Here is a 13,306-nt window from a genome sequence, read left to right as displayed (position 1 = left end):
TGACTTTGAAAGCCTTGCTGAAGTGCAAGAAACTGCAACGCAATGGCTTTGGACTTACAATAACGAACGTCCGCATATGGGATTGGGCGGTATCACCCCGAAACAAAAACTGGCATTACATGCCAGACCTCTACTTTTAAGTGAGCTTAAAAATGGGGGGATTACCGGGTAATCCTAAATCTAAAGCTATGTTCGTTATTCCCAGCACCACAAAATCATGGCTAAGGCGATGGACAATCATTGCTTGTAATTTTGCTGTTTTTTGCTTGCTGAATAGGAGATGGTTTATTGCAGGCACGAGTAAGGAGATTGCTATCGTTTTGTCTCATTCCCACCTCAGCAAAGTAACGTCGCGAGTTCAGCGTAACATCTCTTACTTGATCAACAATCTCAAGAGCATCTTGATTGCTTAATAAAAATTGGTCAGCTCGACTAATTGCATTATCAAGACTGGACTTTCTCCCCTCACGGCCAATTCCAATTGCATGCAGTTCTGATTGAGTTGGGTGCGGCAAAATATCAAAAGCAGGGGACAATCGAAATCCCTCACCGGGTTGATATAGAAAGCCATGATTTCTTAGATGATCATCGGTATTACTGATCGCTACATTAAACACCATACGTCTAAAAAGCTGGTGAAGGTCTGGCGTTGCCCTGTTGGAAATTTTCCTGATTGATTCCGCTATGCCAGAATAGCTGTATCTGCTGTAAAGGTCTTCTGGCTTGATGCGGCTCATCCCCAGCATTGCATGAGCGCTGATGTAATGCTTTCTTTGCTGATCAGGACCACGATCAAACCGTTTCACTAAAATGACTGTATGCTCAGGCAGCTCAATCAGCCTCGTATCTGGCACGAGAATGCCCGCATCTTTAGCCATGGCCAAGCTGGCATATTCAGCCCGAGATTCATCGAACAGGTCACTGAACTTGGTGAACTTGGCAATCCACTCCTGACCTTCATATTTGACTGTGGATTTTGGTCTGGCCCCACCCATGCTCGAGCCATGCCACATCAATTTTAATATGCGCTCGTCTTGAACGAGTTCTCTTGCATCGATCTCGGAAGATGCTTCCGCGAGCAAAACTAAATCATCAAAATCCGGAATGCGGAGTGGCGTGAGTTGGTGATCCCTTGAGGCAGTAAAAACAGTAGCTCCTACACCGCCGCTACGGCTCGCCAGCAGCCATTCGATATCATTCTGAGGCAATTGCTTATGGAGGGTTGCTAAAACGCGTTTACCCCAGTTATCTGGCGTAGCGTCCATGAGCGAATCAAACATACGATCAGAAAAAAATGGTTGCTCTTGCAATGGCAAATGGAGAGGGTCAAGTGGGAATGCATTTTCACGTTCAAGCCATGATTTTGCGTAGTTGAATTCAAATTGAGCATTATGGAGCCGAATAATTCCTACGGGAGTAGGTTCTGCCGATGATAGCTTCAGAAATACATACGCTTTAGAAATCGGCGTCCAAGTCACGATCATCATCCTTAATTGTGCGTGCGCGTTTGCGCTTTTTCAGGGAATCGAGGTTTATGCCTACTAAATCAGCAGCTGGGTGTGCCACAGTTTCAAGTGAGGTTTCTAAATTTAACGCCGTCAGGACGCTTGTAAGTGCCCCAAGTGAAACACCAGGATCACCTTTTTCCAGCCGGGTGACTGTGCCGAGAGAAAGGCCCGCTCGGCCTGCGACATGCTCGATAGTGAGATTACGCCGAAGCCGAGCAGTTCTAAGCTGCTTGCCCACGAGGTTAAGGGTTGAAAGGGCTTGTTCAGTTAGCGATGTTTGTTTTTTACTCATGATAAATAATCTATATATAGACTGTTAGTATAGTTTATCACTCACTTATAAGTATAAGTGCAGAATAATTTGGTCTTGTTAAGTTTTCAGCCGGGGAAGGCTATTAACCTATCTTGTCTGAGTAACGTAATTCTTTAATCAAGTCAGCAGCCGAATCAAATCAAATAGAAATTCCAGACCTTGCCGCCATTGGCCAGAACTAACGAATGTTCGTCCATGATGAGTGGTGTAATCGACAGTAACAGAAAAAGAAGGCATCGTTAAGCTTCTGTTCTGGGAGAGGGAGGTTGTAAAGCTATAGTGCATTTCAGCGCATAATGCGCTACTATGCAGTATCAACCATGAGAACATTAATCATGAACGTTACTCCGAAATTTAACGCTCGACTCACTAAAGCCATTAAAGCCAAAGTGAATTATCTATACGTTAAAAGTCTTATGAATCGAAAGGGATGGACTAAGGAGCAAGCCACGAAGAATGTTTATGATTATGTTGAATCTGTAAAGTCCGGCTCTCGGCTAAACTTGGTAGATTTTTTGGAATCAATACCAGCTGCTCAAATAAGCACATTTTAAACCACAAAGATTAATCCACAGTAAATTTTGGACAAAGGAAGCATGATGAGTCGCCAAGTTAGAAAAGTTCCTGCCGATTGGCTGCATCCTAAGAATGAAAATGGCAAGTTTATTCCGCTTTTTGATGGCGCGGACTATGAAGCCAAGGTCAAATAATGGGATGAGGAGGCTGCAAAGTGGGCGCGAGGAGAGTTTCCTGAATATTCTAATGAAGAAAATAGAAAGTTAACTTTCGAGGAATGGAATGGGGCAAGGCCTTCTGCTGATTCTTATATGCCAGTATGGAATCAACTTATCGCCACACATTATGTGATGTATGAGATAACAACTGAAGGGACGCCTATGAGTCCTGCATTTCCAAGTCCAGAAGAACTTGCTAATTGGCTAACTGAGGTAAATGTTGTCCATTATGGGAACAAAAAAGCCTCATATGACACATGGTTGAGTATCGCTCGTGGAATAAAAATGGATTTAATTTGTATTATGCCAGATGGCCTAAGCAGATTAGTTTAAGCATCCACTGAGGCGTGGTGTCTGGCACATGCGTTAAGGCGAGAACGCGCATTGTGCCCTAGCCCTGCTCGGACCGTGCTCGATGAATATTTAGCTGTAAACAAATTAGCAATGTGACCTAGGGAAAGCAGCATCATGGAACTACAGATCGAAAAGCTAAAAGAACAAGCAAGAGAATCATCCTCTGGTCAACATGGCGAACAACGGGCTGATGAGCTGGAGCGATTCGTGCGAAAAATGCTCGCAGAATATACGTCAGTAATGGGGGGAGATCAGGGCGAGTTGCTTTCTGCATTAGAAGCTAAACGCACCTATTCAGCGATTAGTTACTATCAGGAGGCTAATTTACCTTCGCTGGCCGGAGTGCGAATTTTCGATAATCTGCAAGATTTGTTTAAACAATACCCATCTAAGCAATATCGCTGTCCTGCTTGCAAGGGAGTGTCGTCCAATCCCTATGACTGCAATAGCGGCATACAATCCAAATCGAACAAGCCATGCGACTGGAAAGCGTATGGCTTGTTCCGAACTTTAGGAGAAGGATTGCGTTTTACATTCCGAGAAGGGTTTCAAGAGAACCCTAGAATTGAAGAAATTTTTATGCCTATTGAGGCTGAAAAAGAGCCATTGCCAGATTAGGTTTAAAAATGGCTAATAATTTGGATTAATTAAATGCATCAACCCCCATTATATAAGTCATTCCCGAAGTATGACGCAAGGCGTCACTTTGTAATTATTGACGCAATATACCGTCTGAAAGAAAAGGCCTCATTACATTATATTGCTCTTGATATAGGTGCAACCCGAGCAGAAGTGAATAGAGCGATTAATGTCATACCCGAACAGTATGGCGTTGAAATTGTAAAAAATGGAGCCATTTATACTCTAATTTCTTGGGGCATTATAAATAAAAAAGAGATGAATAATTTACTAAAAATAGTTCGTTGAGAGATACATTATTTTCTGTACATGTACCGTTCAACGGACTATAATTGCACCATTGAATATTTAATGGTGGCAAAGAAATGCATACAGAATTAGAAACTGAAAAGGACGCGCATATTCTTGCTGCTATTAATGCAATATATTCCGTTTTTGAACAGGACAGACCTTTGCATTGCGGTTCCAGCTATGGTAAAGATTCAGCGACATTAATAGCCGTAGTATTTCTGGCAGCAATACGCGCTAAGCAAAATGGATTAAATCCAATTATTTCCATTACTACAGGAGATACATTAATTGATAACCCAATTATGGCTCCCTACGCTCGACGTGAATTAAAGAAATCACACGCATACGCGAAATCCAAAAATATTGAAATCTATACCGCAGTGAGCACACCAAGCTTTTTATTAAGTTTTGTGGGAAAGGTTCTCTCCGGCAAAGGGCTTCCGACATTTCCTTCAGGGTCAGGCGATTGCAGCTCAGATTACAAAATCTCTGGGCAGGAGAGAGCGCGCAGCGCCATGATTAAGGAAATCAAATCCAAGCACCCAGAATTAAAAGTTGGCAAGAACCAACCTAATGAGCCTGTCTTGGCTTTGGGCGTGCGGCGTAGTGAAAGTATTGCTCGTGGTGCAAATATGGCCCGCCGGGGAGACTCAACTGACACTCCACAACGTAGCGATAGCGGTAGCTTGGTCCTTGCGCCAATCGGTAACTGGTCTACCGAAGAGGTGTGGATGTTTCTGCTTGAGCATCGGGATGGTGAGCGAGTGTCATATTCTGACTTTGCTGAAACTGACAAGCTATATGGTGATGCAGGAGGCGGTACGTCGTGCGGCTACAAGTCGGATATCAAATTTGAAAACGAGCAATTAACAAAACCAGCACCACCAGCAAAATGTTCTGCTCGGTTTGGCTGTTTTTTGTGCACGGCGGTTGCAAGCGATAGCAGTGTAGAAACCATGATCGAAGGAAATGAAAAAGAGTATGGCTTCATGCGAGCTGGCAATAAACTTCGAAATTTCCTTATGAATACTCGTTGGGACTGGTCGCGCCGTCACTGGATTGGCCGCACCATATCTAAAGATGGTGAGAACACGATTCTAATTCAGCCTGATACCTACAGCCCGGCCATGGTATTAGAAATTTATCGTTATTTACTCACTATTCAGTACGATGACCCACGCATGACGACCATCACGTTTAATCAAGCATTCTCCCTGGATCTGATGTGGTCGTTAAATGCATACCATGCACCAAATACAGCAATTAACGAGTATCACGAAATCATGGCCGGAAAGAAACGCTATGACGTCCCAAATGTGCCTTACGTTCCTCGCACAAAATTCCAACAAGGCAAGTTGAAGGTTCATGAACTTCGCTGGGCCAATGAAATGGCGTTTGGTGGACTCCGCTCACTGGAGGCTGAAATGGCTACTTTTGATACAGGATTGGCAACAGGGTGCGGTGGTACGCGTCAAACCGGTGGTGGTGCTGTAATCCCCGATAATATTGATAACACACCAATGTTCACTGTTCACAATGAAACCTACGAGATGGTTTCTGATTTTATGCCAGAAGATATTGCAGCTCTGAACGATTCAACACGGCCAACCTTCACTAATGGATATCTGTTTTGGTTGCGAATGGGCGCAATTAATATGAGTACCAATACTTCCATAGATCACGACGAAATATTGTGTCGTTCAAATTGGCGTGAAATGAAAGGGCTGGCCGGACAACAATCACCAGAGAAGTTGATCGCAATGTGTGAGCCCGATAGTGTGAAATTAATGGGTGTTGATGAATTAGAAGAACGTAGGAATATTGAAGCCCGGAAAACTGAGCGTAAGCAATCATCACTAGAAAAAGTAATCCGCATCTACCCACGGCAGGACGCAGCAGCAAATTCAAAATTCGATTGGCAACAGATCAGCCTCTTTTCTACATAGTGTTAGGACAAAGGATCGTTTTTAAGCAATGAAAAATCTCATCGCTATTACCACTTATTTTAATCCATGCGGTTACAAGTCGCGACGGCGAAATTATGACCTCTTCATGGCTGGAATGCGTGCATCTGGGGTGCAATGTATCACTGTCGAATGTGCTTTTCCTGGGCAGAGTTTTGAGCTCCCTGAATCATTGGATGTCATTCGTGTTCGTGCTAATACCCTACTCTGGCAGAAAGAAAGGCTGCTTAACCTTGCGGCTTCATGGTTGCCTCAATCTTGTCGGTACGTGGCATGGCTCGACTGCGATATTCTTTTTGATAACGCTAGCTGGGCTCACGATTTAGTAAAGGTGCTCAAAAAGAAGAAAGTAGCGCAGGTATTTGAAACTTGCCAAAAATTGGGCCCGAATGAAGAGATTGAAGTTGATGGATTGTCCCATTCGTTTGCATCTGTCATGAGCACGAATCCTGCCTCACTAGAATGTGGGCGCTATGACATACACGGGCACACAGGATATGGCTGGGCAATGCGCCGGGAGATTTTTGATGAGGTGGGACTGTACGAAGCTGCAGTGAGTGGCAGTGCTGATCATTTCATGGCCCATGCTATTTTTGGGCACTATGGGTTTTGTGTAGAGAATGCACTGAAGCATGATCTCAAGCAGATTGCTCACCTAAAAGCATGGGGAACAACATTTCACCAAATAGTGAATGGCAGCCTTGGAGTTGTGCCCGGCCACATTCGACATTTATGGCATGGCGACACGGCAAATCGGCGCTATTTCCTGCGTATGCATGAAATCACGGATCTGGGGTATGACCCACATACTGATTTGGTCGCTCGACCAGGTTATCCCCTTGAGTGGGCTCCAGGAATGAACAAACAGGGTTTGCGTGAATACTTTGCAAATTACTTTGCCATGCGCCAAGAAGATGGCCCAGTGATCGTCTAATTTTTGATGAAAGGTGGTTATGTCTACAAACTTACCAGGTGCCATAGGAGCACTTTCAAGCGCCCTAGAATCAATGGAGGAACGCCAGCGCCTTCTGAGCAAACAACTTATCTCAGCCAAACAACAGCGTATTGAATTCTTCAATCACATGGTGAACAGCTTAGTGCCCAATATTTCAAATGGCACTTTGAAGCGATTAATATATGCCGCTCCTGAATTTGTTGAAGAGCACAAATTGAAGGATATCTTTAAAAAGTATAAAAAGATTTTTTGGCTCATTAAGCCGCCCGGCTACCGTGAGGTACTGAGATCCCTGCAAGCTCAATTAAAAGTATATTTAGAGCGCCAGAGATATATGGACTGTCATGACAAACTAATCATGGATCTCGAATATGAGCAAAATGTCATTTCGAGGCAGCAATCTGAAGCACTTGAGATTCTCGGATTAATGGAGAAGGCTCTAAGGTCGAAAATGCGATTACCACCAGAAGTGCAAAATAGCATCAAGTTGCTTGCACAGCGTGGTCGCAATACTAGCAGGGCAGAGCAGGCCCAGCTACAAGCGGGGAGCAATCGCTTTTTAGGGGGGCATGAGAGCACCCTGCAGCCTAGTCATCAATCGGACATGTTGTGGCTTTGGATGATGATGGACATCCCTACGAGCTTTCGCACCCTCTTGCTGAATGCTTTCTCACATTCCCCAGAGGCTTTGCATTCTATAGAGATGAAGAGCTCATGTTCGTCAACGCCAATACCGCATCATGTATCAATTGATAGTGGTTGTTCAAGTGGTGCTGTGGTACAGGATGATGTAGCAGTATTCGATGCTCATGCTGCTCAAGATGGCTATGTTATGGCCATTGCAACGGATGACAGATTAGGTGCTTATTCATAAGAAAAAAACCTGCGTTATTTAAAAAACGCAGGTTTTTTTTATGATAAAAAATTCATGAAATAATAATTTGATGATCAGTTAAAGGTTTAATAAATTTTGTAGTGTTATTTTCATAGTCTGCCTTCATTGTATAGTCCAGTCGGTCATTTCCGGAAAGCCCGCCCGACTTAATCTCAAAAAATAAATGATCAATTTCGGCAAGGTCTTTGTCATTCAAATAAGAGTGAACATGCAGAAAAAATCTTTCAACGGCCAGTTCCGGCCCGGACGCCAATACATGTTTTTCTTGCCATGTGTTTTTCCTCACGTTATTTAATCTTCTCCAAACAAAGCGATACTTATTATAAGCACGACTCATTTTCAACCTCAAAAAATAATAGTGTTTCTTATACAGGCTAATAAACCAGTATAGGAAAAACTACTAGTTTAATTCAAGAACATGATCTTTATGCGTCATCGGATGTGCAGCCGTCTAATAGATTATCGGCCCAGTCTCGGTCAATGCCAGGCATTAAGGGAAAAAAGTCAGCTACGGCAGAAGGAATTGAATCAATATATTCAAGAGATGCACGTAATGCGCTTTGAAGATCTGAAACTGACGAGACCCCTTGAAGTAAGACGTTTATATGTTCGCGATTAAATTCACGCATTGAAGGTAATTTGTTGCCAAATTCAGAAGGGATCGCATCAATATACTCCAAAGTACCACTTAATGCGCTTTTCAATTCAGAAACGAGTTTATGATTTGTGTTCATTATTGTTGCCATTTAACGATTTGATTAATCGATTTTGTAAGCAAAATCGCGTTTCACAAGGTATTAAATTAGCCTCACTTAATACTTTTAAAAACATACTAAGCGAGGGCTATATTTGTTTAAGATAATCATGCTGCTTCAACACCCGTTTCTGCTTCCAGAGGAAGCTCCTGTTGAAGGTCAGCGTCAGTATTTTTAGTTTCAGCTAATTTTGCCATTAGGTCCATAATTTCCTGGCGAAGTTCAACCGGCAGGTTATTAAACGCTTCATGGGCCCGCACTTTTGCAACGGTTTCATACAATTCTGGAGCGGCTTTCTTTAATTGCTTTTGATGCGCTGACTGCGGATTTAGATGTTTATTGGTAATCTTTAATCGAGCGGTTTTATCAGCGACAACCCCCTTTGCTGCAGCAGATTCATCAGCTTTCGCAGTTACTTCTGCCAGTGCACTGTTAAGGACAGCCACAACATCACTTCCATGTGCTTTGATAGCATCAATTGCGACATCCACAGCGACGTAGCCCATCTCCACCAATTGGCGAACTCGTAACGGGGAAGACATCAATAGTAATAAACGATCTACGTGAGTGACTGATACGCAAGCATTAGCAGCAATTTCTGCAGGGCTCTTACCAAACTGCACACTTAGGCGCTTAAATAGAAGGGCCTTTTCATATTGACCAAGTTGTTTCCCTGAATTGTATTGGAATATGCCAAGAGTGATGTCTTCCATTGAAGTACCAGCCGGTACTGTCATGGCGTAAACAGTTTTAATCTGGTCCGCTTCACTTAATTCTGAGTTGGCCAGTAGTACCGCTTGATATCGGCAGTGCCCATCAACGATATAGATGACATCTTCCAGTCCTTCTTTTGCTACATAGACCACGATTGCACCGGATTTCATGAAACCGTGTGCTTTCATGCTATCGGCAAGGAAGCGGATATGTGCGGCATTTTCCTCATTTTTGAGGCGGACATTAAAATTAGGGAGCACTTTTAATAATTCGACATTGGGTTGCCAAAGGTCGACGCTCTTTGTCCCTTTCATCGCAGATTTAATTGAGCCAGTAACTAAAAAATCGGTAACATTATCTGATGTATCATGCATGATTTTTTCCTTAAGAGTGAATAAATTCGGATTGGGTTTTTGTCTTTCGATGGATGTATATTAGGCCATTATGGCCCAATGAGCAAGCATATTCTCTGCCAGAAGATATCAAGCCGATATTGAATGCATTAATCAGTCTTTGGCAAAGTAAAAAACTTGATCCCGTTATGGTTGAGGTATGGGTCAAAATGATTAACGGACTTAAATTTACAACTCATGGCATGAAGTGAGCGAGCTTTCAAATGGAAACTATTGGACATCGTCTTAAAAGTGAACGAATAAGGTTAGGGCTGAGCCAGACAGCTTTCGGTGCAATAGGAGGCGTTCTTAAACAAGCACAGAGCAACTACGAGCGGAGTGAGCGCTATCCTGATGCTGGCTATTTAGAGTCACTTCACAAAGTAGGAGTCGATATCTTGTATATTGTTACAGGCACCGCATCCTGTTCAAATGTAACAATTGGAAATGAAGGATCTTCGATACCGGGAGGAATTAAACCAATAGTAGTCATTTTAATTGATTTGTGGAAAAACAATAAGCTTGAACCACGCATGATTGAAATGCTGATTAAATTGATTAGGGGCCTAAATAAGTAAGTAAATCTAAAATATATATTAGTTTTTTTATATGAATTAATAAAATAAAGATGGATAAATACCCTAATGAATATTGTAAATAAGCCAGATTTATTTTTAACTTTTTCTGCAGATAAGCTTAATAATTCATACGTTGACAGAGATAGACAAAGTTTTGTTCTAAATGAAGTCAAGTTTGTGAAAATCACTCACAGTAGAAATTGTGTTTCAATTGATCTGCAAAAGACAAGTGTTGATCTTGGTATAAAAGAGTTTGAAAGTTATCAGGGCGAGGAAGACATCCCACTATTATGTATAGAAACGGATTATAAAAGCCAGCTGCCGAATTTGACTGATGCCGTTATATTTTTCACACCCACAACACAGCATTCACCCGGTGAAAATATATTATTTGTTGATGAAAATTCTTGGTTTGCTGGCGCTTTCTTTCCAACCGTACAAGGCTGGAATTTTTTACCTTATCGAGGCCAATCATCTAATAATGTATCTCAGGCATATTTAAATAGTATTTCTATAATTGGCAAAATAGTTGGTTGCCAAATGAGCTTTGACTAAAGGTATTATTTAAATAAACGGACTGATAAAGTCCATTTATTTATCTGGAAAAGTAAGTATTATTGACAAGTGGGCCATTATGGCCTATCATTTACCTATTGAATTTATATCCCATTATTCCTTGGTGCTAATGATGTTAAATGCAAACTCTGTTTCGAATATCGTAAAGACAATGACAGTGCATATTTGGCAAGATGGTGGAGTTGGCATTGCACCATTTCGTGTAGTTGGTATTGCTTCTATGCCTTAAAAATCATTGGGAGAAGCCAATCCATCAGCCTACCAAATCGCAATGGCAGAGTTGCCAAAAGGCTATTCTCTTGGGATGTGCGCATACTGTGGCCGAGCCATTAAAGTAAATTGTTTAGTGCAAGATGCAAATGGGAAAAAGTTCAGTATCGGATCAGATTGCGTAAAAAAATCTAATGACATTAAATTGCTAACAGAAACACAAGTGTTTCAAAGAAAAATACGTCTTGAAAAACAATCCGAACTACGCAAAGCAAAGTTAGACGTTAAAATTAATTTGTATGAAGCATCCTTGCAAAAAGAGCGTGAAGAGAATGGAGGACTTACTAATTCTGAATTACGAATTCGTTTGCAGGAGGAAGCAAAGTTGCAACGTATTGAATCATTGCGCGAATTGAGTTCAATAATTTCTCGCCAAGTTGGAAACTTTGCAGCTTCAATTGCCTCGGAATTGAATATGGGCAAAATAGATTTTTCATTGAGAGCTGTAGAAATTATGCAGAAAATCTGTGATAAGCAAAAATCTGGATTAGACGTAGCATCTATCCTGGCAGAGGCAAAAGCAGAGAGTGATATTCAGGAGAAATAGAGAATAATGCTAACAAAATATACGAAAAGATGATCGAAGCAAAAAAGGAGATAAACTTCTTTTTTGCTTGAAATATTAAAATCAAATTGGCGATTAAAATGCAACGTGATATTGCTATTAGTTATTTAGTCGTATTTTCCATTTATGATGGAGTGCCACGGTACTTTATTGCGAATCTTAATGATTGGAGATTGGAAATAGCAAAGGTTTTAGGTGCATTTAATTTTCCAATTGTTGAGTTAAGTGTTTTGGCGAGGCATGGAAGGTTTTCGGATGACAATAAGGTTTTGGAGGGGGAGGCTGTTGTGTCAGGAGTGAATGAAAAATGGGATTTTAAGCCCAGCATCATTAGGCAGATAAATACTGGAACCTTCCATATGAACTACTTCCCCTAAACCGCTACGCGGCTATAAGGTGAGTTTCGCAGGTCAACACCAAAACGTCTTGGCTCGCTGCATCGGACAGTTCCTGCCCGCTACCCGTTACTGCCCAGTTCAACATGACTTTAGCGGCGTTTTCATCGCGGCTGCAATTTGCCCCGCACTCGCACACATGCTGCCGTTCACTGAGCAATTTCTTACGCTGGACACCGCACCACATCGAACAACAAACCGCACCGCATTGACGGCTGCGCGATCGCGCCTTTCACCACTGGCATGGTATTAATCTGGGCCTGAAAAAGAAAAACCCCTAAGCAATAAACAAGCTGAAGCGTGTCTATTGAAAGGGGCCGTGTTGGTTGTCACTATACCGGAGCTTTAAATTTTGTAAAGGCAAACAATGAGGGATTACTTATTATTAGGAACCCCATAAACCCTGGCGAGCGGTTCGTTAGGGTTTATGGGGTTTCATTCTTTCTTTTCTTTAATCTATGACTGAATAGATTACGCTGGCCTCTGCACTTGGAAGAGTACGAATCCAGTCGCGTAGTAAATGATATTTTTTAATTGCTTCTTCTGTTTGATCTTCTGATAATTCAGCGCTGTTAGCAATAGCTCCTAATGCAAAAAGGCAAACAATAATACTGGCAGCTCTTGGCGTTGTTCGGTGAGAGCCATCACTGCCTAAGACAATTAGCTCTTCTTTTTTTGTTTTCATTTGCATGAAGGCCGCACCATTGCTGCACTCTTAATAGTCCCAAAAGCCTCCATTATAGTTTTCGATCATCTTGTCTGAAAAGTGATAAACAAGATTCTCAAACTTTGAAAAAATGCCCGGAAAGTTTTTAGGTAAGAAATACATCCTTTCCTCATTGTAACCAATCAATTTAGTTGAATTTACGGGGCTGTTAACAATTTGATTCATGACTGATATCCATGTCTTGGTTGTTTTGGGTTTAACTATTTATGAATAATAATGTACATCACTTTGCCCATAAAAATCTATAATTATATTCCTAAAACAATCAAATATAATTGTTGACGCGTCATCAGTGACTTGATAATATTAATTCATTCAACAATCAATGGTGTGAAAAATGAAATATTTATACGAAGGAAAGGTTTTTGATTTCTCTAAGTACCCAGTAGATTCACATAATGTGTTTTTAAATAAAGATATTTTAAATGATTTTTCATTTTTTATCGGTTCGTTTTATATTGATTCAAACCGCTGCCCACCTGTATGGGAATTGGATGCAGAAGACATAAGAAAGTTTGATGAAATTACATTTGAAAAAATAACCAGTACGTTGACATCGCTAAATTTGCATACGGAAGTGAAATTGATGACCGTAAAGCGAAGCGGTGGCTGGACGGAAATATCACAAGCTAAATCTGATTACTACAATAAGCAAAGAAATTTTTTAAACTCATAAGGGTA

Annotated in this window: 17 protein-coding genes and 1 pseudogene; 12 read left to right on the top strand and 6 right to left on the bottom strand. The window is 41.5% G+C overall.

Translation table 11 applies throughout. The features are described from left to right. On the top strand, window positions 1-172 hold a 172-nt coding region (locus tag R6242_RS16380; protein WP_318428783.1), incomplete at its 5' end, for an integrase core domain-containing protein. Window positions 173-221: 49 nt separating this feature from the next. Here the strand turns inward: R6242_RS16380 and R6242_RS16375 are convergent. Both R6242_RS16375 and R6242_RS16370 read right to left on the bottom strand, forming a co-directional pair. Next, on the bottom strand, window positions 222-1,478 hold the full coding sequence (locus R6242_RS16375; protein WP_318428781.1) for a type II toxin-antitoxin system HipA family toxin: 1,257 nt from the start codon (window positions 1,476-1,478) through the stop codon (window positions 222-224). Next, entirely contained in the window at window positions 1,456-1,800 is a 345-nt protein-coding gene (locus tag R6242_RS16370; RefSeq protein ID WP_318428779.1) for a helix-turn-helix transcriptional regulator, read from the bottom strand. The genes R6242_RS16375 and R6242_RS16370 overlap by 23 nt, the downstream gene beginning before the upstream one ends. Window positions 1,801-2,717: 917 nt before the next feature. On the opposite strand from R6242_RS16370, the gene R6242_RS16365 reads away from it, so the two are divergent. The 6 genes from R6242_RS16365 to R6242_RS16340 all read left to right on the top strand — a co-directional run bounded on the left by R6242_RS16365 (window position 2,718) and on the right by R6242_RS16340 (window position 7,632). Beyond that, on the top strand, window positions 2,718-2,888 hold the full coding sequence (locus R6242_RS16365; protein WP_318428777.1) for a hypothetical protein: 171 nt from the start codon (window positions 2,718-2,720) through the stop codon (window positions 2,886-2,888). Between the two features lie 135 nt (window positions 2,889-3,023). Next, a complete protein-coding gene (locus R6242_RS16360; protein ID WP_318428775.1) occupies window positions 3,024-3,527 on the top strand; it encodes a hypothetical protein in 504 nt (167 codons plus the stop codon). A gap of 33 nt (window positions 3,528-3,560) precedes the next feature. Further along, window positions 3,561-3,836: a hypothetical protein gene (locus R6242_RS16355; RefSeq protein WP_318428772.1), complete on the top strand. Its 276-nt coding sequence runs from the start codon at window positions 3,561-3,563 to the stop codon at window positions 3,834-3,836. A 77-nt stretch (window positions 3,837-3,913) separates the two neighbouring features. Continuing rightward, window positions 3,914-5,785 carry a hypothetical protein gene (locus tag R6242_RS16350; RefSeq protein WP_318428770.1) on the top strand — a complete coding sequence of 624 codons (1,872 nt, stop codon included), beginning with the start codon at window positions 3,914-3,916 and terminating at the stop codon, window positions 5,783-5,785. A gap of 28 nt (window positions 5,786-5,813) precedes the next feature. Beyond that, a complete protein-coding gene (locus R6242_RS16345; protein WP_318428767.1) occupies window positions 5,814-6,737 on the top strand; it encodes a hypothetical protein in 924 nt (307 codons plus the stop codon). A gap of 19 nt (window positions 6,738-6,756) precedes the next feature. Next, window positions 6,757-7,632 carry a hypothetical protein gene (locus R6242_RS16340; RefSeq protein ID WP_318428764.1) on the top strand — a complete coding sequence of 292 codons (876 nt, stop codon included), beginning with the start codon at window positions 6,757-6,759 and terminating at the stop codon, window positions 7,630-7,632. A gap of 52 nt (window positions 7,633-7,684) precedes the next feature. Here the strand turns inward: R6242_RS16340 and R6242_RS16335 are convergent, their stop codons facing one another. From R6242_RS16335 to R6242_RS16325, 3 genes are all read right to left on the bottom strand, one after another. Beyond that, window positions 7,685-7,990 carry a hypothetical protein gene (locus R6242_RS16335; protein WP_318428761.1) on the bottom strand — a complete coding sequence of 102 codons (306 nt, stop codon included), beginning with the start codon at window positions 7,988-7,990 and terminating at the stop codon, window positions 7,685-7,687. 88 nt (window positions 7,991-8,078) lie between these two features. Continuing rightward, window positions 8,079-8,387, bottom strand: a complete 309-nt coding sequence (locus R6242_RS16330) for a hypothetical protein (RefSeq protein WP_318428759.1) — start codon at window positions 8,385-8,387, stop codon at window positions 8,079-8,081. A gap of 128 nt (window positions 8,388-8,515) precedes the next feature. Further along, complete coding sequence (locus R6242_RS16325; RefSeq protein ID WP_318428757.1) at window positions 8,516-9,496, bottom strand: ParB N-terminal domain-containing protein; 981 nt, start codon at window positions 9,494-9,496, stop codon at window positions 8,516-8,518. A gap of 242 nt (window positions 9,497-9,738) precedes the next feature. Between R6242_RS16325 and R6242_RS16320 the strand changes: the two genes are divergently transcribed. The 4 genes from R6242_RS16320 (at window position 9,739) to R6242_RS16305 (ending at window position 11,880) form a co-directional block, all read left to right on the top strand. After that, a complete protein-coding gene (locus R6242_RS16320) occupies window positions 9,739-10,092 on the top strand; it encodes a helix-turn-helix transcriptional regulator (RefSeq protein WP_318428756.1) in 354 nt (117 codons plus the stop codon). Window positions 10,093-10,158: 66 nt separating this feature from the next. After that, entirely contained in the window at window positions 10,159-10,647 is a 489-nt protein-coding gene (locus R6242_RS16315; RefSeq protein WP_318428754.1) for a hypothetical protein, read from the top strand. 256 nt (window positions 10,648-10,903) lie between these two features. Then, entirely contained in the window at window positions 10,904-11,485 is a 582-nt protein-coding gene (locus tag R6242_RS16310; protein ID WP_318428752.1) for a hypothetical protein, read from the top strand. Between the two features lie 98 nt (window positions 11,486-11,583). Further along, window positions 11,584-11,880 (top strand): hypothetical protein, encoded by a 297-nt coding sequence (locus R6242_RS16305; RefSeq protein ID WP_318428750.1) that lies wholly within the window; start codon window positions 11,584-11,586, stop codon window positions 11,878-11,880. Window positions 11,881-12,349: 469 nt separating this feature from the next. Here R6242_RS16305 and R6242_RS16300 read toward each other — a convergent pair. Beyond that, a pseudogene (locus tag R6242_RS16300) lies at window positions 12,350-12,598 on the bottom strand (antirestriction protein); the annotation flags it as partial. A gap of 364 nt (window positions 12,599-12,962) precedes the next feature. Between R6242_RS16300 and R6242_RS16295 the strand changes: the two are divergent. Then, window positions 12,963-13,301, top strand: coding sequence for a hypothetical protein (locus tag R6242_RS16295; RefSeq protein ID WP_318428748.1), 339 nt, complete (start codon window positions 12,963-12,965; stop codon window positions 13,299-13,301). Window positions 13,302-13,306: the final 5 nt, after the last annotated feature.

It is taken from the genome of Iodobacter sp. CM08, from assembly GCF_033446605.1.
Classification (GTDB): domain Bacteria; phylum Pseudomonadota; class Gammaproteobacteria; order Burkholderiales; family Chitinibacteraceae; genus Iodobacter.
This window is presented reverse-complemented; position numbering and strand designations above follow the sequence as displayed.

Coding starts and splice junctions, on each gene's coding strand:
- R6242_RS16330 (WP_318428759.1), bottom strand. CDS start 8,387: ATGAACACAAATCATAAACTCGTTTCTGAATTGAAAAGCGCATTAAGT.
- R6242_RS16320 (WP_318428756.1), top strand. CDS start 9,739: ATGGAAACTATTGGACATCGTCTTAAAAGTGAACGAATAAGGTTAGGG.
- R6242_RS16360 (WP_318428775.1), top strand. CDS start 3,024: ATGGAACTACAGATCGAAAAGCTAAAAGAACAAGCAAGAGAATCATCC.
- R6242_RS16345 (WP_318428767.1), top strand. CDS start 5,814: ATGAAAAATCTCATCGCTATTACCACTTATTTTAATCCATGCGGTTAC.
- R6242_RS16340 (WP_318428764.1), top strand. CDS start 6,757: ATGTCTACAAACTTACCAGGTGCCATAGGAGCACTTTCAAGCGCCCTA.
- R6242_RS16295 (WP_318428748.1), top strand. CDS start 12,963: ATGAAATATTTATACGAAGGAAAGGTTTTTGATTTCTCTAAGTACCCA.
- R6242_RS16350 (WP_318428770.1), top strand. CDS start 3,914: ATGCATACAGAATTAGAAACTGAAAAGGACGCGCATATTCTTGCTGCT.
- R6242_RS16335 (WP_318428761.1), bottom strand. CDS start 7,990: ATGAGTCGTGCTTATAATAAGTATCGCTTTGTTTGGAGAAGATTAAAT.
- R6242_RS16355 (WP_318428772.1), top strand. CDS start 3,561: ATGCATCAACCCCCATTATATAAGTCATTCCCGAAGTATGACGCAAGG.
- R6242_RS16315 (WP_318428754.1), top strand. CDS start 10,159: ATGAATATTGTAAATAAGCCAGATTTATTTTTAACTTTTTCTGCAGAT.
- R6242_RS16325 (WP_318428757.1), bottom strand. CDS start 9,496: ATGCATGATACATCAGATAATGTTACCGATTTTTTAGTTACTGGCTCA.
- R6242_RS16305 (WP_318428750.1), top strand. CDS start 11,584: ATGCAACGTGATATTGCTATTAGTTATTTAGTCGTATTTTCCATTTAT.
- R6242_RS16370 (WP_318428779.1), bottom strand. CDS start 1,800: ATGAGTAAAAAACAAACATCGCTAACTGAACAAGCCCTTTCAACCCTT.
- R6242_RS16365 (WP_318428777.1), top strand. CDS start 2,718: ATGAGTCCTGCATTTCCAAGTCCAGAAGAACTTGCTAATTGGCTAACT.